This window comes from Amycolatopsis thermoflava N1165 (genome assembly GCF_000473265.1).
GTDB classification, from domain to species: domain Bacteria; phylum Actinomycetota; class Actinomycetes; order Mycobacteriales; family Pseudonocardiaceae; genus Amycolatopsis_E; species Amycolatopsis_E thermoflava.
In genome coordinates this window covers 8,576,930-8,601,638 of sequence record NZ_KI421511.1, presented here as the reverse complement: position 1 = coordinate 8,601,638, position 24,709 = coordinate 8,576,930, and the positions used below count along the sequence as shown (strand labels likewise).

24 protein-coding genes and 1 pseudogene are annotated in these 24,709 nt (G+C 72.9%); 13 read left to right on the top strand and 12 right to left on the bottom strand.

The features are described from left to right. Position 1: 1 nt before the first annotated feature. Positions 2–1,195: a DUF6801 domain-containing protein gene (locus tag AMYTH_RS48510; protein ID WP_157360755.1), complete on the bottom strand. Its 1,194-nt coding sequence runs from the start codon at positions 1,193–1,195 to the stop codon at positions 2–4. Between the two features lie 217 nt (positions 1,196–1,412). On the opposite strand from AMYTH_RS48510, the pseudogene AMYTH_RS48505 reads away from it, so the two are divergent. Further along, positions 1,413–1,766: pseudogene (locus AMYTH_RS48505) on the top strand (GtrA family protein); the annotation flags it as partial. Positions 1,767–1,807: 41 nt separating this feature from the next. On the opposite strand, the gene AMYTH_RS0142780 reads toward AMYTH_RS48505, so the two are convergent. After that, the gene (locus AMYTH_RS0142780; RefSeq protein ID WP_027935399.1) at positions 1,808–3,880 is read right to left on the bottom strand and encodes an AMP-binding protein; all 2,073 of its coding nucleotides are present in this window, start codon (positions 3,878–3,880) and stop codon (positions 1,808–1,810) included. A 363-nt stretch (positions 3,881–4,243) separates the two neighbouring features. Between AMYTH_RS0142780 and AMYTH_RS49380 the strand changes: the two genes are divergently transcribed. Continuing rightward, entirely contained in the window at positions 4,244–5,536 is a 1,293-nt protein-coding gene (locus tag AMYTH_RS49380; RefSeq protein ID WP_228685222.1) for a DUF6801 domain-containing protein, read from the top strand. A 56-nt stretch (positions 5,537–5,592) separates the two neighbouring features. Here the strand turns inward: AMYTH_RS49380 and AMYTH_RS47405 are convergent, their stop codons facing one another. The 3 genes from AMYTH_RS47405 to AMYTH_RS0142760 form a co-directional block, all read right to left on the bottom strand. Then, positions 5,593–6,063 (bottom strand): hypothetical protein, encoded by a 471-nt coding sequence (locus AMYTH_RS47405; protein ID WP_027935397.1) that lies wholly within the window; start codon positions 6,061–6,063, stop codon positions 5,593–5,595. A gap of 146 nt (positions 6,064–6,209) precedes the next feature. Then, positions 6,210–7,208, bottom strand: coding sequence for an LLM class flavin-dependent oxidoreductase (locus AMYTH_RS0142765; RefSeq protein WP_027935396.1), 999 nt, complete (start codon positions 7,206–7,208; stop codon positions 6,210–6,212). Positions 7,209–7,218: 10 nt separating this feature from the next. Then, positions 7,219–8,709 (bottom strand): carboxylesterase/lipase family protein, encoded by a 1,491-nt coding sequence (locus tag AMYTH_RS0142760; RefSeq protein WP_027935395.1) that lies wholly within the window; start codon positions 8,707–8,709, stop codon positions 7,219–7,221. A 480-nt stretch (positions 8,710–9,189) separates the two neighbouring features. On the opposite strand from AMYTH_RS0142760, the gene AMYTH_RS0142755 reads away from it, so the two are divergent. Genes AMYTH_RS0142755 through AMYTH_RS0142735 form a run of 5 tightly spaced genes read left to right on the top strand, consistent with a single transcriptional unit; the run spans position 9,190 to position 13,597 of the window. Then, complete coding sequence (locus AMYTH_RS0142755) at positions 9,190–11,415, top strand: sensor histidine kinase (RefSeq protein WP_037323121.1); 2,226 nt, start codon at positions 9,190–9,192, stop codon at positions 11,413–11,415. After that, positions 11,412–11,819: a roadblock/LC7 domain-containing protein gene (locus tag AMYTH_RS0142750; protein WP_027935393.1), complete on the top strand. Its 408-nt coding sequence runs from the start codon at positions 11,412–11,414 to the stop codon at positions 11,817–11,819. The genes AMYTH_RS0142755 and AMYTH_RS0142750 overlap by 4 nt, the downstream gene beginning before the upstream one ends. Then, positions 11,816–12,202: a DUF742 domain-containing protein gene (locus tag AMYTH_RS0142745; protein WP_017983290.1), complete on the top strand. Its 387-nt coding sequence runs from the start codon at positions 11,816–11,818 to the stop codon at positions 12,200–12,202. Before AMYTH_RS0142750 ends, AMYTH_RS0142745 begins: the two co-directional genes overlap by 4 nt. After that, positions 12,183–12,770 (top strand): GTP-binding protein, encoded by a 588-nt coding sequence (locus AMYTH_RS0142740; protein ID WP_209440825.1) that lies wholly within the window; start codon positions 12,183–12,185, stop codon positions 12,768–12,770. Before AMYTH_RS0142745 ends, AMYTH_RS0142740 begins: the two co-directional genes overlap by 20 nt. A 14-nt stretch (positions 12,771–12,784) precedes the next feature. Continuing rightward, complete coding sequence (locus AMYTH_RS0142735; protein WP_027935391.1) at positions 12,785–13,597, top strand: MHYT domain-containing protein; 813 nt, start codon at positions 12,785–12,787, stop codon at positions 13,595–13,597. Here AMYTH_RS0142735 and AMYTH_RS0142730 read toward each other — a convergent pair. Then, positions 13,533–14,465 (bottom strand): AraC family transcriptional regulator, encoded by a 933-nt coding sequence (locus AMYTH_RS0142730; RefSeq protein ID WP_027935390.1) that lies wholly within the window; start codon positions 14,463–14,465, stop codon positions 13,533–13,535. The two genes, AMYTH_RS0142735 and AMYTH_RS0142730, sit on opposite strands and share 65 nt — an antisense overlap. An 81-nt stretch (positions 14,466–14,546) precedes the next feature. Between AMYTH_RS0142730 and AMYTH_RS0142725 the strand changes: the two genes are divergently transcribed. From AMYTH_RS0142725 to AMYTH_RS0142715, 3 genes are all read left to right on the top strand, one after another. After that, positions 14,547–15,344: a Rossmann-fold NAD(P)-binding domain-containing protein gene (locus AMYTH_RS0142725; protein WP_027935389.1), complete on the top strand. Its 798-nt coding sequence runs from the start codon at positions 14,547–14,549 to the stop codon at positions 15,342–15,344. Between the two features lie 64 nt (positions 15,345–15,408). After that, complete coding sequence (locus tag AMYTH_RS0142720; protein WP_037323118.1) at positions 15,409–15,606, top strand: PspC domain-containing protein; 198 nt, start codon at positions 15,409–15,411, stop codon at positions 15,604–15,606. A 51-nt stretch (positions 15,607–15,657) separates the two neighbouring features. After that, entirely contained in the window at positions 15,658–15,948 is a 291-nt protein-coding gene (locus AMYTH_RS0142715; RefSeq protein ID WP_193354413.1) for a hypothetical protein, read from the top strand. Positions 15,949–16,095: 147 nt separating this feature from the next. On the opposite strand, the gene AMYTH_RS0142710 is transcribed toward AMYTH_RS0142715, so the two are convergent. Together AMYTH_RS0142710 and AMYTH_RS0142705 are read right to left on the bottom strand one after the other, a co-directional pair. Continuing rightward, positions 16,096–17,325 (bottom strand): hypothetical protein, encoded by a 1,230-nt coding sequence (locus AMYTH_RS0142710; RefSeq protein ID WP_027935386.1) that lies wholly within the window; start codon positions 17,323–17,325, stop codon positions 16,096–16,098. Then, entirely contained in the window at positions 17,322–17,675 is a 354-nt protein-coding gene (locus AMYTH_RS0142705; protein ID WP_027935385.1) for a cupredoxin domain-containing protein, read from the bottom strand. Before AMYTH_RS0142705 ends, AMYTH_RS0142710 begins: the two co-directional genes overlap by 4 nt. 119 nt (positions 17,676–17,794) lie before the next feature. Here AMYTH_RS0142705 and AMYTH_RS0142700 point away from each other — a divergent pair, with 119 nt between their 5' ends. Beyond that, positions 17,795–19,639, top strand: coding sequence for a hypothetical protein (locus AMYTH_RS0142700; protein WP_027935384.1), 1,845 nt, complete (start codon positions 17,795–17,797; stop codon positions 19,637–19,639). Positions 19,640–19,941: 302 nt separating this feature from the next. Here the strand turns inward: AMYTH_RS0142700 and AMYTH_RS0142695 are convergent, their stop codons facing one another. From AMYTH_RS0142695 to AMYTH_RS0142685, 3 genes are read right to left on the bottom strand one after another with little or no spacing between them, the layout of a single operon-like run. Continuing rightward, positions 19,942–21,156, bottom strand: coding sequence for an RNA polymerase sigma factor (locus AMYTH_RS0142695; RefSeq protein WP_027935383.1), 1,215 nt, complete (start codon positions 21,154–21,156; stop codon positions 19,942–19,944). Then, positions 21,153–21,476: a YciI family protein gene (locus AMYTH_RS0142690; RefSeq protein ID WP_017983299.1), complete on the bottom strand. Its 324-nt coding sequence runs from the start codon at positions 21,474–21,476 to the stop codon at positions 21,153–21,155. Before AMYTH_RS0142690 ends, AMYTH_RS0142695 begins: the two co-directional genes overlap by 4 nt. A 54-nt stretch (positions 21,477–21,530) precedes the next feature. Continuing rightward, entirely contained in the window at positions 21,531–22,121 is a 591-nt protein-coding gene (locus AMYTH_RS0142685; protein WP_027935382.1) for a phosphoribosylanthranilate isomerase, read from the bottom strand. A 39-nt stretch (positions 22,122–22,160) separates the two neighbouring features. Between AMYTH_RS0142685 and AMYTH_RS46775 the strand changes: the two genes are divergently transcribed. Together AMYTH_RS46775 and AMYTH_RS0142675 are read left to right on the top strand one after the other, a co-directional pair. Beyond that, positions 22,161–23,153 carry a class I SAM-dependent methyltransferase gene (locus AMYTH_RS46775; RefSeq protein WP_084022799.1) on the top strand — a complete coding sequence of 331 codons (993 nt, stop codon included), beginning with the start codon at positions 22,161–22,163 and terminating at the stop codon, positions 23,151–23,153. Beyond that, the gene (locus AMYTH_RS0142675; RefSeq protein ID WP_027935381.1) at positions 23,150–23,890 is read left to right on the top strand and encodes an ANTAR domain-containing response regulator; all 741 of its coding nucleotides are present in this window, start codon (positions 23,150–23,152) and stop codon (positions 23,888–23,890) included. The genes AMYTH_RS46775 and AMYTH_RS0142675 overlap by 4 nt, the downstream gene beginning before the upstream one ends. Before the next feature lie 393 nt (positions 23,891–24,283). On the opposite strand, the gene AMYTH_RS0142670 is transcribed toward AMYTH_RS0142675, so the two are convergent. After that, on the bottom strand, positions 24,284–24,538 hold the full coding sequence (locus tag AMYTH_RS0142670; RefSeq protein ID WP_027935380.1) for a hypothetical protein: 255 nt from the start codon (positions 24,536–24,538) through the stop codon (positions 24,284–24,286). Positions 24,539–24,709 lie beyond the last annotated feature (171 nt).

Here is a 24,709-nt window from a genome sequence, read left to right as displayed (position 1 = left end):
CTCAGCCCACCCCCTGCGCGGTCAGCGTCGTGGTCATCCTGTTGCCCGGGCCGGAGATCAGGCCCGTCAGGAGCGGGTCCAGGTCCTCGCTCACGCCGCAGCCGGAGAACGCCGGGATGTCGAAAGTGGACTCCATCGTCGACTTGCTGCCGGGCACCAGCGACGTCTGCCCCTTCATCGGGATCACCAGCGGCGACACCGTGCGGCAATCCGGCCCGACCGCGATCGGCACGCCGTCCTGCTTCACGTTGCTCACCACCAGGTTCACCCGGACCGTCATGTCGATCGTGGGCGTGAACAGGCCGCCGCTGATGTCCGCGGTGCCCGTCGCCTTGCCGTCCTGTGGCAGTTCGACGTCGCTGGCCACCGGCATGAACCGGAACGCCACGAAGTAGCTGCTCGACTTCGGCAGGTTCAGGTCGCCCTCGATGCGAATCGTGTTCGGCACGTCGCCGGTGAACAGGCCCGCGTCGAACGTGCCCTGCTCCAGCACCAGGTCCGAGCCCATCTTCGCGATGTGCGAGGTGCCGTCGACGAGGAACTTCGCCGTCAGCAACGGCGCTTCCGCCACCGCCGCCGCGACGTCGGGCACCACGACGTCGGGTATCGGGGGCGCCGCGGGAGCGGTCACCGCCACCCGCGCCAGCTCCCCGTTCGCCGCCGGATCGGTGGTGCAGGCGAGGTCGGCGTGCAACGTCTCCCCTCGCACGACCAGCTTGGGGGCCAGCGAGGTGAGGGAGACCGTCACCGGACCGGCGCCGGCCGCGATCGGCGGAACCCGGCCCGGCAGCGTGATCCGCAGCTCACCGTCGGCAGGGAGCGGGATCTCCGATGTGGACAGTCCGGTGACGGTCAGTTCCTGGGTGCCCGCCTGCTGGGCGACGCTCAGCTCCACCGCGGCGGACGCGTCTACCGAAGTGCCGCCCGAATCCCGCAGCGCGTCCACCGCGGCAGCCGGCACGACGATGGTCACGGCGGCGTCGGAAACCGGCACGTTCGCGCCCTGCGCAACGGTTTCGGCGAACGTGGCGCTGAAGGACACCGGCACCTCGACCGGCCCGCCGGCCTGGCACGTGCTCGTGCCGCCGCGGGTTGCCGCGGTGGCGACGGCCGTCGTGGCGGGCGCCGGCGCGGCGGCCACGAGAGCCAGTCCCAGCGCGGCGACAGCGGCGCGACGTGACCGGGTTTGCGTCATCGAACCCTCCGGTAGCGGACCGCGAGGACGTTACCGGCGGGTCAACCAGCGCCACAACGCTTCCCGTTCGATCTTCCGCGCCGGCCGCGTTTCTTGTCACCGGGCTACGAAATACCGCTCCGCCGCCTGTCACCACCCGCCGACAGAATCCGGTTCGGGGTGGGCGGAAACCGGTTGGTGGACTAGCGTTTCGCCATCCCGCGACGAGGAGGTGGCGATGCGACGGCGGCAGCTGTTCCGGTTCGCCACCGTCGGCGCCGCCACCTTCGTCCTGACCACCGCGCTCAACTACGCGCTGAAACTGACGGTGCTGACGGACAAACCGGTGACCGCGCTCGCGATCGCGACGGTCGTGGCCACCGCCGTTTCCTATGTCCTGTCCCGGGAATGGTCGTTCGACACGCGCGGCGGCCGCACGAAGCCCGCCGAGGCCGCGTTGTTCTTCCTCGTCAACGCGCTCGCGGTCGGGCTGAACCTGGTGCCACCGCTGGTTTCCCGGTACGCGCTGGACCTGCGGGTGCCGGAGGTGCCGCTCGTGACGCAGGAGGCCGCGGACTTCGTCAGCGGCATGGTCGTCGGCACCCTGCTGGGCGCGGTGTTCCGCTGGTGGGCCTACCGGAAGTGGGTGTTCCCGGCGGCAGGCGCCCACTCCTCCTCCAGCAGCAGCCGTTTGAGCACCTTCCCGGTCGGGGTACGCGGCAGCTCGTCGACGAACACGACCTCCCGCGGGATCGCGAACCGCGCCACCCGGCGGCGCAGGTACGCGCGCACGATGTCCTCGTCGAGCCGGGCGCCCGGCCGCACGGTCACGAACGCGACCAGCCGCTGCCCGAACTCGTCGTCGGGCACGCCGACCACGGCCGCGTCGGCGACGCCGGGCAGCTCGGCGAGCGCCTCCTCCACCGGCCGCGGGAACACGTTCTCCCCGCCGGAGACGATCATGTCGTCGTCCCGGCCCGCGACGAACAACCGGCCCTCGGCGTCGAGGTAGCCGCGGTCACCGGTGTCCATCAGCTCGCGGCGGGTGGCCCGGCTGGTGCCGTCGGTGTAGCCGTCGAAGAGCAGGTCGTTGCCCACGAAGATGGCCCCGACCGTGCCGGGCGGCACCGGTTCGCCCGCCGGACCCAGCACCGCCAGTCGCGTGCCGAGCGGCGGGTGCCCGGCGGTGGCGGGGGCGGCGCGCAGGTCGGCCGGTGTCGCGACGGAGGCGGCGGACACCTCGGTCGAGCCGTAGAAGTTGTAGAGCACGTCGCCGAAGGCGTCCTGGAACGCGGTGACGAGCGAGGCGGGCAGGGCCGACCCGCTGCTGGCCACGATCCGGAGGCTGCTGGTGTCGTACCGCGCCCGCACCTCCTCGGGCAGCGCCATGATGCGTTGCAGCATCACCGGAACGGCGAACACCGCGGTGCACCGGTGTTCCTGGATCGCCCGCAGGCACGCCTCCGGGTCGAACCGGCGCTGCATCACCAGCGTCGCGCGCAGCGGCATGCCGACCTGCAGCGCGGACAGGCCCCAGCTGTGGAACAGCGGCGCGGCCATCAGGATCCGCTCCCCCGCCCGCAACGGGATCCGCGACAGCAGCGCCACCGCGGCGCCGAGGCCCTTCGGAGTGGGGCGCCGCGCGCCCTTCGGCGTGCCGGTGGTACCCGAGGTGAGGACGACGATCGGCGCGGGCCGCTCCGGCGGGGCGAACTCGGCGTCCGGGGTGTCGGCGATGACCTCGGTCAGCGTCGGCTGGCCCGGCGGGCCGTCGTCGGCTCCGGTGAGCAGGACCGCGGTGAGCGGCAGCCCGGCGACCAGCGGCGCGAACTCGCCGTCGGCCACCAGCACGCGCACGTCGTGCCGGTCCACCGCGTGGGCGACCTGCGGCCGGGCGAGGCCGGTGTTGAGCAGCACGGTGCTCGCGCCGAGCCGCCCGCACGCCAGCAGCGTCTTCACCATCGCGCTGTGGTTGCGCGCCATGATCGCCACGGTGCCGTGCGGGCCGACGCCGACCGCCCGCAGTGCGGCCGCGAGCCGGTTGGCGTCGGTGCTGAGCGCGGCGAACGTGGTGCGGGCGCCGTCCTCGTCGATCACCGCGACACCGCGGGGTGAGCGGGCGGCGGCCGCGGTGTAGCCGCCGGCGAGGGTGGCGCCCCACCGGGCCAGCGCACGCAGCTGCCGGACCACGCGGTCGGGCCGGGCCGGCGTCAGGATTCCCGCCGCGATCAGCGTGTTGGCGACCTGCCGGGTCGACGGTGGGCGGTCCGGCGGCCACGCTTCCGCGGTGCCCCGCAGGTGGCGGTGGATCCGTTCGAGACCGTCCTGCGCCCAGGACCGCACGTCGGCCGGTCCGGGCGCGCGGCCGGGGCTGGGCACGCCGGGGCGGAAGTAGATGACCTTGAGCCGGGTGCCGTGGGGATCGTCGAACAGGCGTACCGACAGGCAACCGCCGGTGTCCGGCACCGTTTCCAGCACCAGCTGTTCCTCGCGGCGGCTCAGCAGCACCCGCATGTCGTGCTCGACCGGCCGCCCGCTCAGCGTCAGCCGGATCCGGTAGCGCGGGTGGCGTCCGGTCGTGCCCGTCCGCTCGACCGACCCGACGCCCCGGAAGAACCGGGGGTACAGTTCCGGCGAGCCGAGCAGCGGCCACAGCGCGACCCGCGGCTGGTCGGAGAACAGGTCGAACGTGACGCAGTCGGGCATCCGCGGAAAGTAAGCCTGGCCCCCTCCCGGTCAAGGCCGGCCACACGTTCTTGACACCCCCGCGCGAGCCGGTGAGCCGATTCTTGTCACCCCGGTGAGTGCTTCCGCCGACGGCCGCCGAACATTGTCCGTGCCGTGCGGGTCGGACCGGCGCCGTCCCATCGGCCGGTGACAACTTCCTTGGCCCGCAACGACTTTATCGGCGCACATATTGCCAATGCCGACGCCGCGAAACTAGCTTACCCATCGGTAGCAACCAATTCCGATGACCTCGCCGGCAGTTTCCCTTGCTGTCGCGTGGTTTTCGTATCACTGCCGATACACCGGAGGATAGGTGTGCGAACTAGAACCAGAATGAGAAGGATGGTCGCGGCGGCCGCGTCGGCGACCGTCGCGACCGGTGCGGCGCTCACGGCCGTGCTGGCCGGCGCCGGGACCAGTGCGGCCGATCCGGTCTCGCTGACCCTGAACTACAGCTGCCCGTTCCCGCTGATCGGTACCCAGACCCTGCAGATCGTGATCAGCGCGGACATCCCGACGACCGTGAACGTGGGCGAGCCGACCCCGGCCTTCACGGTCACCGCCGTGGCGACCGTCCCGCCGACCGCGACGCAGGGCCTGACCCTCGTCGGGGCGGCCACGGTCGAGGGCTCCGCCCAGGCGAGCTCGACCGTGACGGCGCCGGAGGCCACCATCCCGGTGACCGTGCCGGCGACGATCCCGGTCACCCCGGTGCCCGCGTCGGGCTCGTTCGACACGGTGGCCACCGGTGACGCGCCGTCCCTGACCTTCACCCAGGCCGGGCAGGCGACGATCACCGTCGGCGACATCCTGCTGACCCTGCACCCGAAGCGCGCCGACGGCACCGACACCGGGCTGGGCGTCTTCGACTCGCAGTGCACCCAGGTGGCCGGTCAGAACAACACGCTCGCCAACATCACGATCAACGGCGGCACGACGACCGAACCGACCACCACCGAGCCCACGACCACCGAGCCGACGACGACGGAACCGACCACCACGGAACCGACGACGACGGACCCCACCACGACCGAGCCCACGACCACCGAACCGACCACGACCGAGCCCACGACCAGCGAGCCCAGCACGACCGAGCCGACGACCACCACCAGCAACCCGCCGACCGGGATCGACTACAGCTACGCCCTCGAAGGCGATTCGGTGGTCAAGAAGCTCAACGCCACGGTGCCGCTGTCCGGCGGGATCGACGCGAACCTCGACCTGGCGTCCGGGAACTTCACGGCCGACCTGTCGCTGGAGCCGTCGAAGCTGAAGGCCACGCTGTTCCACTTCATCCCGATCACCGCGAAGGTGGCCTTCGAGCAGGCGGGCAAGACGACCGGGACGCTGGCGGGCGGTGTGCTGAACTCCACCAGCCACACCACCATCAAGCTGCCCAGCGTGAAGGTCTTCGGCTTCCCGATCAGCAAGTCGCCGAAGTGCCAGAGCTCGGAGCCGTCGGAGATCAACCTCACCTCCGGCCCCGGGTTCGACCCACTGGCGGGCGGTGACCTCAGCGGCACCTACGAGATCGCCCCGCTGGAGAACTGCGGTCCGCTGACCGGGCTGATCAGCCCACTGGCGACCGGCCCCGGCAACACGATCGACGTCACCCTGTCCCCCAAGGAGTCCTGATCCGCTGACGGAAACGGGCGCGTCCTCTCCCCCGAGGGGACGCGCCCGCCGTGCGTTCACCCGTTGGTGAAGCTGAACAGGTACTGGTCGTTGAAGTTGGTGTAGCTCAGCTTCACACCGCCGTAGACCTGCTTGTCGGCGGCCTCCGACCAGTCGAAGTCGCACTTGGCCCAGGTACCCGCGCCGTGCGGGTTGCGGCAGAACCGGTAGGCGGTGCCGGAGGTGGACGAGACCTTGCCGAACGACGAGGACCCGTCGGCCGATCCATCCTTGACGTATACCACGTCGCCGTCGTACTCGACGCACACCTGCGTGTAGGACGCGGCCGCGGTCGTCGTGCCGCAACGGTCGTACGAACCGGGACCCGAGACCTTCGCGCCGTTCTGACAGGACACCTTCGCGCTCTGGCAGATCTCCATGTAGTCGGCGCCGGCCGCACCGGCGGCCGGCGCCGCGGCCACCACACCCGCGATCGCGGCCGTCGCGACGAGTCCGGCGCGGACCCACCGCTTGCTCGATGTCGTCATGGCTTTCCTGACCCTTCTCGTGCTTGGATCCGACCAAGGTTGGCCGATCCCGGTGGCCGGACGCCGACACGACGTCGTCGGGCGCGCGCGGCCGGGATCAGGGCCGGTACGGGGCTTCTGCGGCCGCGGTACGGTTGCCGGCGGGCTCAGCGGAGCAGCGGCAGCACCTCCGCGCCGAGCCGCGTCACGTTCGCCAGCACCCGCTCCCGCGCGCCGGCGCCCTCGACGAACAGGATCGTGTGCGCGATGCCCGTCCGCTCCGCCGCCGCGGCCAGCCGGTCGGCGCACGCGCGGGGGCCGCCGACCGGGTGCAGCCGGCACAGCAGGTCGGTGTATTCCACCGCGTCGCGCGGGCGGTACGGGCGGCCGTCCACCGGCACGTACCCGGCCAGCCCCTCGCGCAGCCAGCCCGGCATCGACGCGCGCAGCTCGGCCTCCGCGGCCGCGCGCGAGTCGCCCACCTGCGCCAGCACCGCGGACACGTGCGGAGCCGACGGGTCCTGTCCGGCCGCGGCCGCCGCCTTCCCGTAGTGCGCCACCATCGCGGCCTTCTCGTCGTCGCCGATGTGCATCCCCAGCAGCATCGGCAGCCCGCGCGCGGCCGCCAGCTCCACCGTCTCCCGCGACGTGCACGCCACGGTCACCGGCGGCAGCGACACCGGCCGCGGCACCACCGGCACCTCGCGGAACGCGAAGAACTCGCCCGCGGCGCCCACCGCGGCCGAGGAAAGCGCTTGCACCAGCAGGTCCAGCCCCTCGGCGAACCCCCGCTCGTACCGGTCCGGCCCGGTGCCGAAGACTTCGAGGTCCACCCACGGCCCGCCGCGACCGACACCGAGCCGGAACCGCCCGCCGGACACCCGGTCCAGCATCGCGGCCTGCTCGGCCAGCGCGACGGGGTGTGCGCTGGACAGCACGCTCACCGCCGTCCCGACCGTGATCCGCCGCGTCCGGCCCAGGGCGTGCGCGGCGAACGTCACCGCCGACGGGCACACCCCGTAGGACATGAAGTGGTGCTCGGCGATCCACGCGTCGTCGAACCCAGCCGCCTCCGCGCGCTCGACCACGTCCAGCGACCGCGCGAGCGCCTCCCCGTCGTCCTGCCCCGGAAACCGTCCGGCGAGGACAAAAACCCCGAACCGCATGACGGCGAACCTAGCGGTCCCGCCAGAACCCGCAGTGGTGCGCAGCGGCGAAGTCACCGATCGTGCGAGGGCCGTCGGGGGCGAGCGCGCGCACCTGCTCGTGCGCTGGGTCGTAGCGCGGCCAGTCCGCACCGGGCGCGCCGGTGCGCACGAACGACGCCCAGTCGGCGACCATCCGCGCCGACAACCGCCGCTGACCGTCGTCGAACGACGCGCCGCCGCCGAACAGGTAGGACAGCTCCAGGCTGTGCGCGGCGCCGAGCGGGAACGGCGTGCGCGACAGGGTGTCCGGGACCGGGGCGCGCGAGTCGCCGAACTCGTAGGCGTAGACCGGGCCGGTGCGGGACAACGCGCCCGCCATGTCCCGCGCCGGGCACGCGAACGCGGCGTCGGTGAGCGCCGCCGCCAGCGCGCGCGGGGCCGAGCCGCCGTGGGCCGCGAGCGGGTACTCGGCGGCCACGGCCGCGGCGTCCGCCCCGAACGCGCGCGCCAGCGCCGCCGGATAGCCGTCGGCGGTGACCGTCTTCCCGGTCGCCGCGTACTGCTGGGCCAGGAACAGGGTGAACTCGTCCCGCGTCACGCCGACGAGCACCGGCACCCTGGCCGCGTCGCCGTCGCGCATCGCGTCGACCGGGTTGACGGGCAGCGCGCCGCCGCCGGTCACCGGGCCCGCGACCGGGACACCGGCGAGGTCGTAGTAGCGCGGCGGGGTGAGCAGCCGGGACGGCGGCAGGGCACGCAGGCACGCGGCGGCGGTCGCCGGATCAGCGCAGCCGAGTCCCGCCGCGTACGCCGTGCTCGCCGTTTCCGCCACCGTGGCCGTGGCGTGCGCCTGGCACGGTCCGCTTTGGACGATCGCGGCGTGGAACAGTCCGGCCGAGCCCGGCGAGACCAGGTGGTCGCACACCGACATCGCCCCGGCGGACTCGCCGGCGAGGGTGACCCGCGCCGGGTCGCCGCCGAACGCGGCGATGTTGTCCCGCACCCACCGCAGCGCCGCCTGCTGGTCGAGCAGGCCGAAGTTGCCGGTGCCGCCGTCGTGCCCGAGCGCCGGGTGCGCGAGCCAGCCGAGCGCGCCGAGCCGGTAGTTGACGGTGACGACCACCAGTCCGCGCGCGGCCAGGTCCCGCGCGTCGTAGGAGTCGCCGTTGCCCCCGACGAACGCGCCGCCGTGGATCCAGACCAGCACCGGGAGCGGCCCGGCGACGGCCTCCGGCGTGGTGACGTTCAGGAACAGGCAGTCCTCGCTGCCCGCCTCACCCGGCTGGGGGCACCGCGGGCCCGGCGCGGTGGCGTCCCGCACGCCGGTCCACACGGGAGCGGGCGCGGGTGGCTGCCAGCGCGCCGCGGTGGCGTACGGGATGCCTTGGAACAGCCGGTGGCCGCCGTCCACCGTGCCGCGGACCTGCCCGGCGGCGAGGGACACGACCTCCGGCGGGGCGGGCGCGGGCGCCGAGCAGGCGGCCAGGACGACGGTGAGGAGCAGGAGCAGGCGCGTCACGGTCGGGCGGCCACCGGTCTCGTCGTCACCGGTGCAGCCTAGACGGTGCGGAAACGGCGGTCGCATGTGGATTCGACGTCACCGGAAAATGTTTCACCGACCAATACCGGAATTAGGTTTTCACCCGGCATCGCGGGTCGTTTTACCCACGGCGGCGCCCATTCACCCGCCATTAACCGGAGGACTCTCGGTGACCGCCCGGAAACAGCTCGCCGATCACGACAGAGGGCCATTGCGACATTTGGCCGAACGTCGTTCACCAGGTGCGACGCGCAGGGTTGACAACGTCGCCCGGCTGCGGTTTTCTCCTGACACCGATCACCTGGGGAAGCTAATCACCGCGTTCCGCTTTCGCCGCGATCCCGCGCGGAACGGGGCATGGACACGAATCGGGCGGGCAAGGAAGAAATGGATACAGCGGGCTCCGGCCCTGGGGCATGGCATCCGCGCGGCTGGAGCCTGCGCACGAAAATCTCGGTCGTGCTGTTGCTGCCGGTGGTGGTCGCGCTGGCGCTGGCCGGGGCGCGGGTGCGGGCCGAGCTCGCCGAGGCGAGCAAGCTCAGCGCGGTGCGCGACCAGCTGCCCGCGCTGCAGGCGACCCTGGACCTCACCGCGCTCGTCGAGGACGAGATGGTGCTCGCGGTCGCCTCGCCCGCCAGCAGCGAACTGGGCAGGCAGATCTCCACCGTCGACGCGAAGACCGCCGCCGTGCAGAAGCAGGCCGAGTTCGCGCAGCTGCCCACGGACACCGCGCGCACGCTGGACACCGCGCTCGGGCGGCTGGCCGGGCTGCGGATGGCCGGCGCCGCGACGGGTTCGGCGACGGTGGCGATGACCGTCGGCTACCACGACATCGCCGTGGACCTGAGCCGGATCCTGCCGGAGTCCATCGCCGCGGCGGGCAGCTCCGCGATGGACACCACGGCGGCGACCGCGGGCGCGCTGATGCAGCTGCGCACCACCCGCGCGGTGGAGGAGGCGCTGATCCGCGCGTCGGGCACCGGCCCGGTCAACGACACGCTGCTGGCCGCTGCCGCCCGCGCGGCCGCTGAGGAAGGCGTGCTGGCGAGCCAGGTCGAGCGCGGCCTGCCGCAGGAGGTGCTCGGGCGGTTCCGGTCCATCACGGGCAGCAACAGCAACCGCCAGGCCGTCCTGCTGGACGCGCTCACGACCGGCAACGGGAGCAGGCTGCCCGGCCTGCTCACCGCGCTGTCGACCGAATCGGCGGCACTGTCCGACCTGCTGGCGGGGCAGGTGCGCGATCTGGCGACCACCGTCGGCGAGCGCACCAACGAGGCCCGCTCCAGCGCCCTGCGCGACACCGCGCTCGTGCTGGGCGCCCTGCTGGGGGCGCTGGCCATCGCGTTGCTCGTCGCGCGCTCGCTGGTGACGCCGGTGCGCCGCCTGCACGCGGCCGCGCTGACCGCGGCGCGCCGCGAGCTGCCGGAGACGATCGAGAAGGTCCGGGCGGGCGAATCGGTGTCCTGGGAGTCGATCGAGCCGGTCCCGGTGGACGGCGACGAGGAGATCGGGCAGCTGGCGCAGGCCTTCGGCGACATGCACCGGCAGGCCGTGCGACTGGCCGCCGACCAGGCCGAGCTGCGCCGCCAGGTCAGCGAGATGTTCATGACGCTGGCCCGCCGCAACCAGTCGCTGGTCGAGCAACAGCTCACCCTGATCGAGGACCTCGAAGCCGACGAGCGCAACCCACAGCGCCTGGAGGAGCTGTTCCGCCTGGACCACATGGCGACCCGGCTGCGCCGCAACGGCGAGAACCTCCAGGTCCTCGCGGGCGGCAGCCCGGCCCGGCGGGACCACGGCCCGGTCTCCACCGCCGAGCTGCTGCGCGCCGCGACCTCCGAGGTGAAGGACTACCGGCGGGTCACCATCGTCAATGCCCCCAACGGCGCGCTGCGCTCGCACGCCGCCAGCGATGTCGTGCACATCCTCGCCGAGCTGCTGGAGAACGCGATCCGGTTCTCCCCGCCGGAGCACAAGGTGCTGCTCACCGCCGACCGCGGCGCCGACGGCGGACTGCTCGTCGAGGTGGTCGACAGCGGGCTGGGCATGCAGCCGGACGACCTGGCCGCGGCCAACCAGCGGCTGGCCTCGGGCGACACGGTCAGCCCGGAGACCACCCGGCGGATGGGCCTGTTCGTGGTGGGGAGGCTGGCCGCGCCGCTCGGGGTCACGGTGCGCCTGCGGCCGACGCACCCGGGCGCGAAGCACGGCGGCATCACGGCCAGCGTGCACGTGCCGGGCGCACTGGTCCTCGCCGACGGCCTCGCCGCGCCCGACCCGGCGCCCGTGCGCCGCGAGCCGGTGCCCGCGCAGGCCCGCCCGGCCGCCACGCCCGTGCGCACCCCGATCTTCGACGGGGTGGTGTCCGGGTGGTTCACCGCGCAGCCGGGGCCGGACTTCAGCAGCCCGGCCGACGAAAGCTGGCGCGCCGCGGAGATCGCGACCGAGCAGCCGGTCGCCGTGCAGGTCACCAGCGCCGGGCTGCCGACGCGCCGTCCCGGCGCGCAGCTCGCGCCGGGCGCGGCCATGCCGCGGCAGGCCGCGGCACCCGATCCGGCCGGTTTCCGCGACCCGAACGCGGTCCGGAACAACCTGGCCAGGCACTACAACGGAATGCGCGCCGCCCGGGCCCGCACGGGGAACGGGAACGGGCAGGCGCCACAGGGGAAGGCGGAACCACGATGACCGAAGAGCACGGCCCGGGCTGGCTGGTGTCGGCGTTCACCCAGGAGGTGGCCGGGGTCGCGCACGCCGCGCTGGTGTCCGCGGACGGCCTGCTGGTGGCGGCGAACGAGAGCCTGCCCAAGGACCGGGCCGACCAGCTCTCGGCGATCGCGTCCGGTCTCGCGAGCCTCGCCGTGGGCACGGCGGAGTTGTTCACCGCCGGCCGCGTCGTGCAGTCGGTGATCGAGATGGAGGACGGGTTCCTGCTGCTGATGAGCGTCGGGGACGGGTCGAACCTCGTCGTGCTCGCGAGCCCGGGTTGCGACATCGGGCTGGTCGGGTACGAGATGACGCTCCTGGTCGACCGCGTCGGCCGCATGGTCGAGACGCCGGCGCGCAAGGTCGCGTACCGGGCAAGGCCGTGAGTGAGCCCGACAGCTTCGGGGACCGCAGGCCGAACTCCCGCTCGCCGTCCCTGGCTCGCCCGTACGCCTGGACCGAGGGCCGCACACAGCCCGCGGTCGAGCTGGCCATCGAAGCGCTGGTGCAGACCACGACCGAAGGCCAGACCCTGCCCTACAACCGCGCGAGCGCGCCGTCGGTGGTGACACAGCTGTGCCTGCGGCCCCGTTCGGTCGCCGAGATCGCGGCGCACCTGAACATCCCGCTCGGTGTGGCGAAGGTGATCGTCAGCGACCTGCTCGGCGCCGGGCTGGTGACCGTGCGGGACACCCTCGGCGACAACGCCACCTGGGACGAACGCCACGACCTCCTGGAAAGGGTCCTGAGTGGACTACGCACGCTCTGAGACGCGGAACCGCATCACCTCGGCCAAGATCGTGGTGGCGGGCGGGTTCGGCGTCGGCAAGACGACGTTCGTCGGGTCGATCTCGGAGATCATCCCGCTGCGGACGGAAGCCGCGATGACCGAAGCGTCGGTCGGCGTCGACGAGGTCGGCGCGATCCCCGGCAAGGCGGCGACGACGGTGGCCATGGACTTCGGCCGCATCACGCTCGCGCAGGACCTGGTGCTGTACCTGTTCGGCACGCCGGGCCAGCACCGGTTCTGGTTCATGTGGGACGACCTGGTGCGCGGCGCGATCGGCGCGGTGGTGCTGGTGGACACGCGGCGCCTGGCGGAATGCTTCCCCGCGATCGACTTCTTCGAGACCCGCCGCCTGCCGTTCGTGGTGGCGCTCAACCAGTTCCCCGGCGCGCGGCGGCACTCGGCCGACGACGTGCGGGAAGCGCTTTCCGTCGCGCCCGAGGTCCCGATCGTCAGCTGCGACGCCCGATCGATGGAGTCGACGAAGCAGACGCTGATCACGACGAGCGAGCACGCCATCGGCCGGATGCGGACGCGCCTGCGCCGTTGAACGAGGAGTCTGCGATGGATCACGTCCACCACTTCGAAATGGGCACCTGGGTGATGGTGCTCGCCTACCTCACTTCGGTGGCGGGCTGCGCGCTCGGCCTGGCCTGCACGCTGCAAGCCCGCACCGCGATCAGCCAGCGGGCGCGTCTCGCGTGGCTGGCGCTGGCTGCCGTGTCGATCGGCGGCGTCGGCATCTGGGTCATGCACTTCATCGCGATGCTCGGGTTCGCCACGCCCGGGTTGCCGGTGCGCTACGACATCCCACGCACGATCCTGTCCGCGGTGCTGGCCGTCCTGTCGGTGTTCGCCGGGCTGCTGGTGTTCGGCGTGCGCGAGCGGTTCCGGTGGTGGCGGCTGCTGGCGGCGGGGCTGATCACCGGGCTCGCGGTGAACCTCATGCACTACACCGGCATGTGGGCGGTGCAGATCAAGGGCACGATCGGCTACCAGGGCGGCCTGGTCGCGCTGTCGATCGTCATCGCGGTGGTCGCGGCGACGGCGGCGCTGTGGTTCACCGCCGCGCTGGACAAGCTGCAGTGGCGGCTGCTCGCCGGTCTCGTCATGGGCGCGGCGGTCACCGGCATGCACTACACCGGCATGGCGGCGGTGCGGGTGCAGGTCGACGTCAGCGCGCCCGACCCGTCCGGCGCCGAGGTGTTCTCGTTCCTGTTCCCCGTGTTCGTGCTGGCCGCGATCGCGCTCGCGGTGCCGGTCTGCGCCGTGCTGATGGCGCAGGCGCCGCCGGAGCCCGCCGGGGAGGACCTCACCCCGGACGAGCAGCCGCTCCCCGCCGGTGCCGCTGCGGGCTCACCCCGTGAGCTCGTTTGAAGGCGGCGCTGAGCGCGAACGGGCTCGAGTAGCCGACGCGGCGGGCGACGGCCGCGAGCGTGGTGTCCGGGTCGCGCAGCAGGTCCGCGGCGAGCGCGAGCCGCCAGCCGGTGAGGTAGGCCATCGGCGGTTCGCCGACCAATTCGGTGAACCGGCGGGCCAGCGCGGCGCGGGACACACCGGTGGCGGCGGCGAGCGTGGCGACGGTCCACGGGTGTTCCGGGCGGTGTTGCAGCAGACGCAGCGCCCGGCCGACGACCGGGTCGGCGTAGGCGCGGTACCACGGGCCCGATTCGGGGCCGGCGAACCATTTCCGCAACACGTCGATGAGCAGCAGGTCGAGCAGCCGGTCGAGGACGGCCTCCTGGCCCGGCTCGTCGCGGGAGATCTCGGCGCCGAGCAGGGTCATCACCGGTGAGTCCGGCACGGCCACGACGACCAGGACGGGCAGCGCGCCGAGCAGGCGGCGGCTGACCTCGCCGCTGAGCTGGTAGGTGCCGACGAGCAGCGTGGTCGGGCCGTGCGGGTCGTTGCCCCAGGTGCGCAGGCCGAGGCCGGTCATCACGACCTCCTGCCCGCCCGGCGTGGTGCAGACCTGCTCGGGCCCGACGACGACCTGCGGCGTGGTGTCCGGGTGGTCGCAGAAGGTGTAGGGGTCGGGGCCGCGCAGCACCGCCACGTCACCGGCGGTGAGCTTGCGGGTGGTGCCGTCGTCGAAGCACACCCACGCGCTGCCGCGCAGGACGGCGACGAGCGTCAGCGGCGCCTCGTCCTGGATCCGCATCGACCACGGCGGCGCCAGCTGGGCGCGGAGGAGGAAGGCGCCGCGGGCGCGGGGCCCGTCCAGGAGGCCTGCCAGCTCGTCCACTGGCCCAGCGTAGACGAACGCGCATGCGGGCGAGCGCGCTCAGCATGGTCCGCCCGTCTACCGGCCGGTTTCCTTGGTGGCATGACGAATTTCCTGGTGATCGGCGGAACGGGCAAGACGGGACGACGGGTCGCGGACCGGTTGCGGGCGCGCGGCGAGCAGGTGCGGATCGCGGCGCGGTCCACCGGGTTCGACTGGGACGAGCCGGGCACGTGGGAACCGGCGCTGAAGGACGTTACGACGGCGTACGTGACGTATGCGCCGGACGCCGGTTTCCCCGACGCGGCGCCGAAGATCGGCGCACTGGCCCGCCAAGCCGGCGAGCAGGGCGTGCGGCGGCTGGTGCTGCTGACCGGCCGCGGCGAGGAAGGCGCGCGGCGCAGCGAGGAGGCGATCCAGGACGCCGGTCCGGAGTGGACGGTGGTGCGGGCGAGCTTCTTCGCGCAGAACTTCAACGAGGACTTCCTCGCCGAGTCGGTGGTGGCCGGCGAGTTCGCATTCCCGGCGGGCGAGGTGTCGGAGCCGTTCATCGACGCCGACGACATCGCGGACGTGGCGACGAAGGCGCTGACCGAGGACGGGCACGCGGGGCTGGTGCACGAGATCACCGGGCCGCGGCTGCTCACGTTCGCCGAGGCCGCGGCGGAGATCTCGGCCGCGCTCGGCGGCCGGGTGCGGTACGTGCCGGTGAGCGCCGCCGAGTTCGCGGCCGGCCTCGTCGCGGCCGGTGTGGAGCCGGAGTTCGCGGGGCCGTTGAGCGAACTGCTGGCCGAGGTGCTGGACGGCCGCAACGAGTCCGTGACCGACGGGGTGCGGCGCGTGCTGGGCCGTCCGCCGCGTGACTTCGCGGACTTCGCCCGCACGGCGCACTGGGGCTGACCCCAGGGACGATTCGGGGGTTTCCACCGATGCGCGCGGCCGCTGGCGCGGGCATCGTGGTGACATGACGACGACAACGACGACACTGACGAGGTCCCGGCACAACCGCGTGATCGCCGGGGTGTGCGCGGGCCTGGCCTACCGCCTCGGGTGGAAGCCCCGCACGATGCGCCTGCTGTTCGTGCTGTCCTGCCTGCTCCCGGGCCCGCAGTTCCTGGTCTACCTGGTGCTGTGGATCATCATCCCGAACGAGAAACGCTGACCCGTATCACCCGATCGGGTTTGAAATTCACGAAGGGGGTTACTCCTTCGCATGGCCAGAACGGGAATCTACCGTGGACGCGGCACCGCCGTGCGAGTGGTCACCGGGATCGGGGCGCTGTTCGCGCTCGTCGAGGCGATCTACATCGTCCTGGTCCTGGCCGGCGCCAACACGGCGAACGCCTTCTACCGTTTCATCGATTCGATCGCCCAGCCGCTGGCGCTGTTCTTCCCGGGGCTCTTCCCCATCGCGAACGGGCAGCTCAACGTGCTGGTCAACTACGGTCTGGCGGCGGTCTTCTGGCTCGTCGTCACCGGCCTCATCGCCCGCCTGCTCCGCTGACGGCGCGTCGTCCTCGTCAGGCTCCTCGGGTGGAGGGGCCTGGCGGCGGGCGACCACGATGAGCACCACGATGATCGCGATCGGCCCGACGATGATCAGCGTCTCGTCCCACCCGCCCTGGTGGGCCAGGATCATCCGCTCACGCATTCACGCTCCCGAGACCAGTGCGATGCCCACAGCCGTGTAGCAGACCATCACGGCGAGCATCGGGTACTGCCCCACCTTCGCATAACCGTCCCGCAGCACGCCGAGCGCGCGGTCGTGCGCCGAGGTCACCGCCAGCACGTGCCCGGCCACGATCCCGGCGATCTGCGTGAACGCGATCGCCGCCGGGGAGACCACTGTGTAGTCCACGCCGCCGCCGAACCCGCGCTGCCCCTCGAACACGGCGAACGAGAAGTAGTGCGCGACGGTGTACCCGACCATGATCGGCACCAGCGACGGCGCGAAGGCGTCGTAGGGGCCGGTGACCGAGCGCCGCAGGTACGGCCGGGTCAGGCGGATCGCGCCGGCGTAGGCCAGCGCGGTGAGCCCGATCGCCGCCGCCAGTCCCGCGGTGCCGAGGAGGACGCGGTTGCCGTCGCGGGTCAGGTCGCCCCAGACCGGCAGCCGGGTGAGCCCGTCGAACGCGGTGGAGCCCAGCACGACGAGCACGAACGGGGTCAGGCCGCGCTCGCGTTCGAGCGTGCGCAGGCCGTCCAGGGGATTACGCAGCACCAGGCGACCATCCGTGCGGCGGCCCCACGGCGACAGCGCGGCGATCAGCGCCGAGTAGACCTCGAACCCGTCGGCGCGGTCGAACCAGCGCGGCCCGAACACCGCACCCGCCACGACGTGCACGACCGCGTAGGCGGTGACGAACACCGCGATCGCGCGCGGCGAGTCGGAGTGCGGGTACACCAGTTCCAGCCACAGGAACGCGACCAGGCCCGCGACGGCCGGGCAGAACCCCCAGCGCGGCAGCGGCAGGCGGCCGGGGAAGATCGCGGCGAGTGTCCGCAGTGGATTGACCAGCCGCCAGGCCGGGCCGCACAGCACGGAAAGCGGCACGAGCCCGACCCAGAACCACACGTAGAACCAGGCGCCCGCCGGGTTCTTCGCCGAGTCGTCCGCGCCGGTCCAGGCGAACACCAGGAACACCGCGAACAGCGCCAGCCCGAGCAGGCGCAGCGCGATCCGCGTGACGCGGGCGTCGGCGATCCGCTCCAGCGCCCGTGGCCACGCGCGCCCGGCTTCCGCGCCACGCAGCTTCGGCCGCTTCCACAGCGCGGTGAGCGCGAAGAACGACACCAGAACCGCGGCCGCGCCGGCGTAGAGCGCGAGCCACAGCGGGACCGGCAGGTCGGAGCGCCCGCCGAGACCGTGGGCGAGGATCACGCCGTCACCCGGAGCTCGGTCAGCGCTGCCCCACTGTGGTGCAACTCGACCTCGAACACCCCGGGGATGTCCGCGGTGAAGGTGACCGAGGCGGGCTGCCCGGCCACCACGTCGGCCGTGCGGTCGTAGCCGTGCACGTGCAGCTCGTCCGGGGCGTCGGTGGTGACCTGAATGGTCACGGTCCGGCCCGCCGCGACCTCGACCCGGTCCGGCCCGGACGTCCGCTTGCCGCCGGTCACGGTGAACACCGCCACCTCCGGCGCGGCGCCCGGCTGCTGCTGCGGCGCCGTGCTCCCGCACCCCGTGGTCACCAGCAGCGTCGCCAGCACCGCCACGACGAACCTGCGCATTCCCCGTCCTTCCTCCGCCCGGCTTGCCCGTCGCGTCCGGGAACCCGTAAAGTATGTGACCAACGGTAACAGTTACTTCGGGTAGCACGCATGCCCGGCTTCATCGAGGAAGGTCCACCGTGCTCGTCGCCCAGGAGTCCAGCCCGCCCGCGGGCGGGGCCGCGCTCGGCCAGATCGTCATCGCGGGCCTGATGTTCTTCGTGATCTTCCTGCCGCTCGCCGTGTTCGTCATCCGGGAGCGCGCCGGCCGCACCACGGTCGTCGGCAGGTTGGCGGACTGGTCGGCCGGGCTGAGCGGGCTGCCGCGGTGGGCGGCGCTGCCGTTGTTCGTGGCGTTCCTGTCCGGGATGGCGGCGTTGATCGGCGTGTACTGGGACGTGCCGATCCACATGGAACTCGGCCGCGACGAGGGGCCGCTGGCCAACCCGTCGCACTACCCGATCTACTTCGGACTGATGGGCATCTTCGCCAGCGGGGTGCTCAGCGCCGCGCTGGCGAAGGGGAAGCTGCCGGTGCGCACGTTCCCGATCGGACCGCACTGGCGCGCGCCGATGGGCAGCATCCAGATGATGGCGACCGGTCTGGTCGGCATCGCCGGGTTCCCGCTGGACGACGTGTGGCACCGCTTGTTCGGCCAGGACGTCACCGAGTGGGGGCCGACGCACGTGCTGATGATCGGCGGCGGCGTCGGCGTGGTGATCGGCCTGCAGCTGCTGCTCGGCGAGGCGCGGCAGGTCGGCGCGAGCGGGCCGGTGGTGCGACTGCTCGGGCCGTTGCTCGCGGGCGCCTGGCTGATGGGGGCGTCGGCGTTCCTGATGGAGTTCGACCTCGGGGTGCCGCAGTTCCCGATGCTCGCCCAGGTGGTGCTGGTCGGGCTGATCGGCAGCTGGACACTGGTCTACGGGCGCCTGGCCGGCGGGCCGGGCGGGGCGCTGCTCGTGGTGGCCGTGGTGCTGGTGACCAGGGCGGTGTTCGCGGTGTTGCCGCTGGTCAACGACCTGCACGTGGCCCTGCTGCTGCCCTACGCCGCCGAGGCCGTGGTGATCGAGGTGGTGGCGGTCCTGCTGCGCGGGCGGCAGGGGTACGCGTTCGGCGTGGTGGCCGGGCTGGCCAGCGGGGTGTTCGGCATGTTCGGCGAGTGGGCGTTCTCGCAGTGGCTGATGCCGGACCCGTGGCCACTGTCCCACATGGACACCTTCGTGCTGTGGGGCGCGGCGGCGTCGGTGGCGGGCGCGCTGATCGGGGTGTGGCAGTACCAGCGGGTCGAGGCGGTGGCCGCGCGGCGCCCGTCGGACCCGGCGCCGTCGGGCGATCCCGCGGTGCGGTTCCGGACGCGGCACCTGGGCGGGCTCGTCGGCGCGCTGCTGGCCGTCGGCTTGTCGGCGGCGGTGATCCCGCCCGCCGACCCGCCCGCGGGTCTGGTGGCGAACATTCAGCTCACCGACACGGGTGAGAGCCTGCCGATCTCGAACCCACACGGCGGCGGGCAGCCGCGGTGGGTGACCGCGACGGTGACGATCAACCGGGCGGACCTGGTGTCCGATCCGGTGTGGCTCAACGGTTTCTCGTGGCAGGGCGGGGACTTCTACAGCGCGCCGCTGGAGCGCACGGCGGAGGGCACGTACCGCACGACGCAGCCGCTGCCGGTGTTCGGGCAGTGGAAGACCGGCATCCGTGTGCACTACGGCTCGCGGGTGATGGCGATCGCGCCGGTCTACGCGCCCGCCGACCCGGCCGCGAACGCCGGGGAGATCTCCGCGACGTCCGGGCCGCGCCCCTTCATGTCGGAGATCGAGTTCCTGCAGCGCGAACGCAAGACGGACACGCCGCTGGTGCTGTGGACCGTGGCGTACGTGGTGGTGGGCCTGGTGTTCGGCGGCATGTGGGTCCTGTTCGCGTGGCTGTACACCTCCGCGGCCGGCGGCGCACCGTCCCCCGCGCGACGGGTGCGGGTCAGCAGCTGACCCGAGGCGGCCGGTGCCTTCCGGGGGCGCACCGGCCGCCTCGCACTCCCCGCACCGCTCCCTGGGAGGCCACGGCGCGCAGCCACGCCGCACCTCCGCCCACCACCGGGCACAGCCCCCGCCGCCACGCCACCACTGCCCAATCGCACGGCAGCATCCAGCACCGCACCTCCACCCAGCACCGCACCGGCCGCCTCCCCGAGCAGCACGAGCCGCCACCTGCGCAAGGCCGTCGCCACCCCAACCGAGCCGCCGCACCTCCACCCGTCAGGGGTGCCAGCAGCCACCAGCCACCCCTCCTACTACCCCACCTCCGCCAGGCGCCGCGTCAGGAAGCGGCGCTCGGCATCCGTCGTGACGAGCCGCAGCGCCTCCCGGTACTCCGCCGCCGCCTCGGCGCGCCGGCCCAGTCGGCGGAGGAACTCCGCGCGCGTGGCGGGCAGCAGGTGGTACCCCGGCAGGTCCACATCGGACAGCACGCGCAACCCCTCGGCCGGCCCCTCCGCCATCCCCACCGCCACCGCGCGGTTCAGCTCCACCACCGGCGACCGGGTCATCGCCGCCAGCCTGCCGTACAGCGCGGCGATCTGCGGCCAGTCCGTGTCCGCCGCCCGCGCCGCCTTCCCGTGGCACGCCGCGATCGCCGCCTGCACCTGGTACGGGCCGGGCGCCCCGCGCCGCAGGGCGCCCTCCAGCAGAGCCACGCCTTCGGCGATCTGGGCGTGGTCCCACCGGTCGCGGTCCTGGTCCGCCAGCAGCACCAGGTCCCCGCGCTCGTCCACCCGCGCATCCCGCCGCGAGTCCTGCAGCAGCAGGAGCGCGAGCAGCCCGGTGGCCTCCGGCTCGTCCGGCATCAGCTCGTGCAGCACGCGCGCCAGCCGGATCGCCTCCGCGGACAGTTCACGGCGCAGCAGGTCCGCGCCCGCCGTCGCCGAGTAACCCTCGTTGAACAGCAGGTACAGCACCGCCAGCACGGCAGGCGTCCGCTCGGGCAGCAGGTGCGCGGGCGGCACCCGGTACGGGATGCCGGCGTGCCGGATCTTCTGCTTCGCCCGCACCAGCCGTTTCCGCAACGCGGGCTCGGCGACCAGCAGCGCCCGCGCGATCTCGGCGGGCGTCAGCCCCGCGAGGGTCCGCAGGGTCAGCGCCACCTGCGCGTCCAGCGACAGCGCGGGGTGGCAGCAGGTGAACATCAGGCGCAGCCGGTCGTCGGGCACGCCGCTGTCGTCTTCGAACGGTTCGGGTTCGGGCATCGCCGCGACCTCCCGCAGCTTGGCCGCCCCCACCGCGTCCCGGCGCAGCCGGTCCAGAGCGCGGTTGCGGGCGGTGGTGGTGAGCCAGGCCCCGGGGCGGCGCGGCACGCCGTCCCGGGCCCACGCCCCGACTGCCTGGGTGAACGCGTCCTGCGCGCACTCCTCGGCGAGGTCCCAGTCGCCGGTGAGCCGGATCAGGGTCGCGACCACCTGCCCCCACTCGTCGCGGAACGCGCGGACGAGGGCGGTGTGGACGTCGGTCATGGCTGCCAGATCGGGCGGACCTCGATCGACCCGTAGGTGGCCGCCGGGTGCTTCGACGCGATCTCGACCGCCTCGTCCAGGTCGGCGCACTCGATGAGGCAGAACCCGCCGACCTGCTCACGCGTCTCGGCGAACGGGCCGTCGGACAGCAGCACCTCGTCCGACCGCACCCGCACGGTGGTCGCCTCGTGCGGCGGCCGCAGCCCGGCCCCGCCGCGCAGGACGCCCCGCTCGGCCATCTCCTCGCTCCAGCCGCCGCAGCCGTCCTCGGCGTGCTCGGCGGCCTCCGGGCCCCCGCAGATCAACAGCATGTACTGCATCGCAGTCCTCCTCGCCGGTCGTGTTCTCACCACACCGACGAACGGGACCCGCGATCAGGGACGCACGGCGGCGAGGAATTCCCGGATCAGCCCATGATCCTTGGTGCCGCGGGTGGACTCCACCCCGCTGGAGACGTCGACGCCCCACGGCCGCACGGTCCCGATCGCCTCCGCCACGTTTCCCGGCCGCAGCCCGCCCGCCAGCAGCCACCGGCCGGTCTGGCCGCGCAGTGCCGACCAGCCCCACTGCTCCCCCGAGCCGGCCCGAGGCGAGTCGAGGATGAGCATCTCCTCGCCGAACGCGCCGACCTCGACCCGCTCACCAGCGGTGGAGGTGGCCCGCACCAGCCGCACCCCCAGGCCGGCGAGTTCGGCGAAGTCACCGGCCGTGTAGCCGTCGCCGTGCAGCTGGACGGCGCCCAGGCCGGTCTTGACGGCGATGTCCCGGACGTCGGCGACGGGCATCCCCAGGAACACCCCCACGCTGAGGACTTCCGGGGGCACGGCGGCCACCAGGCGGGTGGCCTCCTCCACGGACACCTGCCGGGGGCTCGGCGTCAGGACGAACCCGACGGCGTCGGCCCCGGCGGTCACCGCGCAGTCGACGTCGGCCTCGGTGCGCAGGCCGCAGATCTTCACGAACACCCCACCAGGGTAGGCGCCGCGGAAGTCTAAACTGCGGCGATGTCCTTGATCGGTACGCGGTTGCGCAGCCTGGCCAGGCGATACGCGGTCTCGCGGCGGACACACGAGGACCTCCTCGCCCGGTGCGCCGCGGCCGAGGCCGAACGGGACCAGCTCGCCGCCACCTACCGCACGTGGGTGCCGCCGGGGCACTTCTACTCGCCGCAGCCGGACCCCGCGCAGGTCCTCGCCCGCGCCGGCGCGCTGTTCGACACCGCCGCCGACCCCGCCGGCCTCGACCTGCGCGAGGACGAGCAGCTCGCGTTGCTGCCCGTCCTCACCGAACTGCTGAAGGACCACCCGTTCCCGGAGGACCGGTCGCCGCAGTACCGCTACTTCTTCGGCAACCCGGAGTACTCCTGGTCCGATGCGCTGGTCCTGCACGGGATGCTGCGCCACCTGCGCCCACGGCGGCTGATCGAGATCGGCTCCGGCTATTCGTCGGCGATGACGCTGGACACCGTCGAGCACTGGCTGGACGGCGCGGTGGAGCTGACGTTCGTCGAACCCCACCCGGAGCTGCTGCGGTCGCTGCTGCGCCCCGGCGACGAACAGCGGGTGACCGTGCGTGAGCAGCCGGTGCAGGACGTGCCGCTGGAGGCGTTCCTCGCCCTGGAGGCCGGTGACGTGCTGTTCATCGACTCCACCCACGTGGTCAAGGCGGGCTCCGACGTCAACCACCTCTTCTTCGAGGTGCTGCCCCGCCTCGCCGACGGGGTGTGGGTCCACGTGCACGACGTGTTCTTCCCGTTCGAGTACCCGCTGGAGTGGGTGTCGGAGGGCCGCGCCTGGCAGGAGGTCTATCTGCTGCGCGCGTTCCTGACCTACAACCCGCGCTTCGAGGTCCGCTGGTTCCAGCAGTACCTGTGGGCGCGGCACCGCGAGCTGCTGACGGCGGCCGTCCCGGACATGGCGCGCAATCCGGGCGGGAACATCTGGCTGCGGAAGGCGCCCGATTACGCCTCCACGGCCCCGGGTACTCGCGACGCATGACCGAGAGCCGCGCCGATCCGCTCGTCCGCCTCGATCACGTCGCGGCCGCGCTGGAAGACCTGCGGGGTCAGGCGGCCACCCAGCCGCTGGAGGAGGTCGCGCGGGGCATCGCCGAGAGCGCCGTGGCGACCCTGCCGGACGCCGACTCCGCGACGATCACCGCGATCGCCGAGGACGGTCACCTGTACACCCTCGCGGCCACCGACGAGGGCATCGTCGGGATCGACGAGTGCCAGTACAAGACGCGCCGCGGCCCGTGCGTCGAGGCGGCGACCCAGCGGCGCCCGGTGCGCGCGATCGTCGGTGAGCACGAGGAGGAGTGGCCGGAGTTCACCGCCTCGGCGAAGGCGGCCGGGATCAGCACGTACCTGTCGGTGCCGGTGCTGCTGCCCGGCGAGGTGGACGGCGAGGACGAGGTCGTTGGTGGGCTGGACCTGTACAGCTTCACCGCGCAGGCCTTCGACGACTACGACGAGCAGGTGATGCGCCTGTTCACCTCGGCGGCGTGCGAGGCGTTCACCAACGCCCGCCGCTGGGCGGCGACGCAGCGCAAGATCGCCCAGCTGGAGACGGCGCTGACCTCGAGGGCCGAGATCGACCAGGCGAAGGGCGTGCTGATGGCGATCCACGGGTGCAGCGCGGACGAGGCGTTCGGCCGGCTGGTCGAGGAGTCACAGCGGACGAACACGAAGCTCGCCCTGGTGGCGAGAAACCTGCTCGAATCGCTGCGACGCTAAGGCAGCGGAGCCGACGCCCGATGGCGGTGAGGTAGCGCGCGGAGGCGAACGGCCGACGGCGCAGAGGCGGCGCAGAGGGCCTCAGCGCCGCCACCAGCGCCGTGGGCTCGCTGCCTTTGCGCCCGCGGGCTCGCCGCCTCAGCGCTGCCGGGCCGCCGCCTCAGCGCTGCCGGGCCGCCGCCTCAGCGCTGCCGGGCCGCCGCCTCAGCGCTGCCGGGCCGCCGCTTCTGCGCTGCGGGCCCGCTGCCCATGGGCTGCCGGCCGTCCGTCTCAGCGCCGCCGGCCGTTCCGGCGGCGGCGCAGGAGCGGCGGCCCTGAGGGTCCCGGCCGGCGGCGGCGCTGGAGGCGGCCGGGCGCGCCACGGCGTTTCCCGCGACGTGCCCGGCCTGCCGGTCAGCCGATCGGCAGCTTTCCGGTCAGCTGCCGCAGCGGGTTGCCGCCCGTGAGCGGGGACAGGGCGCTCTGCTTGCCCGTGACGGGCTCGAGCACGCCGGGGGTGCCGGCCTTGCCCGCGAGGCCGTTGAGCGTCATGCCGACGGCCTTGAGCTGCGGGGCGGAGACCCCGCGCGCGGAGGCGGCGCCCGCCCCGGACAGAACCGCGGAGGCGGCCGCGAGACCGATGACACCAGCACGAAGTGTGCGCGACACTGAGTTTCCCCTTCATCGGAAAATGATTCTTCGAACGAGACGAGAAACCTAGCCATTCGCCGCCCACGACGCACTGTCCCTGCCACTCGTCCGAGTGGTCCTGACGCGAATTACCTTCGACCGTGGCTGCACGGTTTGCGGAATCACGCTGAGTCGCACCAGCCGCAGAAG

Coding starts and splice junctions, on each gene's coding strand:
- AMYTH_RS0142720 (WP_037323118.1), top strand. CDS start 15,409: ATGACGACGACAACGACGACACTGACGAGGTCCCGGCACAACCGCGTG.
- AMYTH_RS0142765 (WP_027935396.1), bottom strand. CDS start 7,208: ATGCGGTTCGGGGTTTTTGTCCTCGCCGGACGGTTTCCGGGGCAGGAC.
- AMYTH_RS49380 (WP_228685222.1), top strand. CDS start 4,244: ATGGTCGCGGCGGCCGCGTCGGCGACCGTCGCGACCGGTGCGGCGCTC.
- AMYTH_RS0142715 (WP_193354413.1), top strand. CDS start 15,658: ATGGCCAGAACGGGAATCTACCGTGGACGCGGCACCGCCGTGCGAGTG.
- AMYTH_RS48510 (WP_157360755.1), bottom strand. CDS start 1,195: ATGACGCAAACCCGGTCACGTCGCGCCGCTGTCGCCGCGCTGGGACTG.
- AMYTH_RS0142705 (WP_027935385.1), bottom strand. CDS start 17,675: ATGCGCAGGTTCGTCGTGGCGGTGCTGGCGACGCTGCTGGTGACCACG.
- AMYTH_RS0142735 (WP_027935391.1), top strand. CDS start 12,785: ATGGATCACGTCCACCACTTCGAAATGGGCACCTGGGTGATGGTGCTC.
- AMYTH_RS0142780 (WP_027935399.1), bottom strand. CDS start 3,880: ATGCCCGACTGCGTCACGTTCGACCTGTTCTCCGACCAGCCGCGGGTC.
- AMYTH_RS0142690 (WP_017983299.1), bottom strand. CDS start 21,476: ATGCAGTACATGCTGTTGATCTGCGGGGGCCCGGAGGCCGCCGAGCAC.
- AMYTH_RS46775 (WP_084022799.1), top strand. CDS start 22,161: ATGTCCTTGATCGGTACGCGGTTGCGCAGCCTGGCCAGGCGATACGCG.
- AMYTH_RS0142750 (WP_027935393.1), top strand. CDS start 11,412: ATGACCGAAGAGCACGGCCCGGGCTGGCTGGTGTCGGCGTTCACCCAG.
- AMYTH_RS0142675 (WP_027935381.1), top strand. CDS start 23,150: ATGACCGAGAGCCGCGCCGATCCGCTCGTCCGCCTCGATCACGTCGCG.
- AMYTH_RS0142725 (WP_027935389.1), top strand. CDS start 14,547: ATGACGAATTTCCTGGTGATCGGCGGAACGGGCAAGACGGGACGACGG.
- AMYTH_RS0142695 (WP_027935383.1), bottom strand. CDS start 21,156: ATGACCGACGTCCACACCGCCCTCGTCCGCGCGTTCCGCGACGAGTGG.
- AMYTH_RS47405 (WP_027935397.1), bottom strand. CDS start 6,063: ATGACGACATCGAGCAAGCGGTGGGTCCGCGCCGGACTCGTCGCGACG.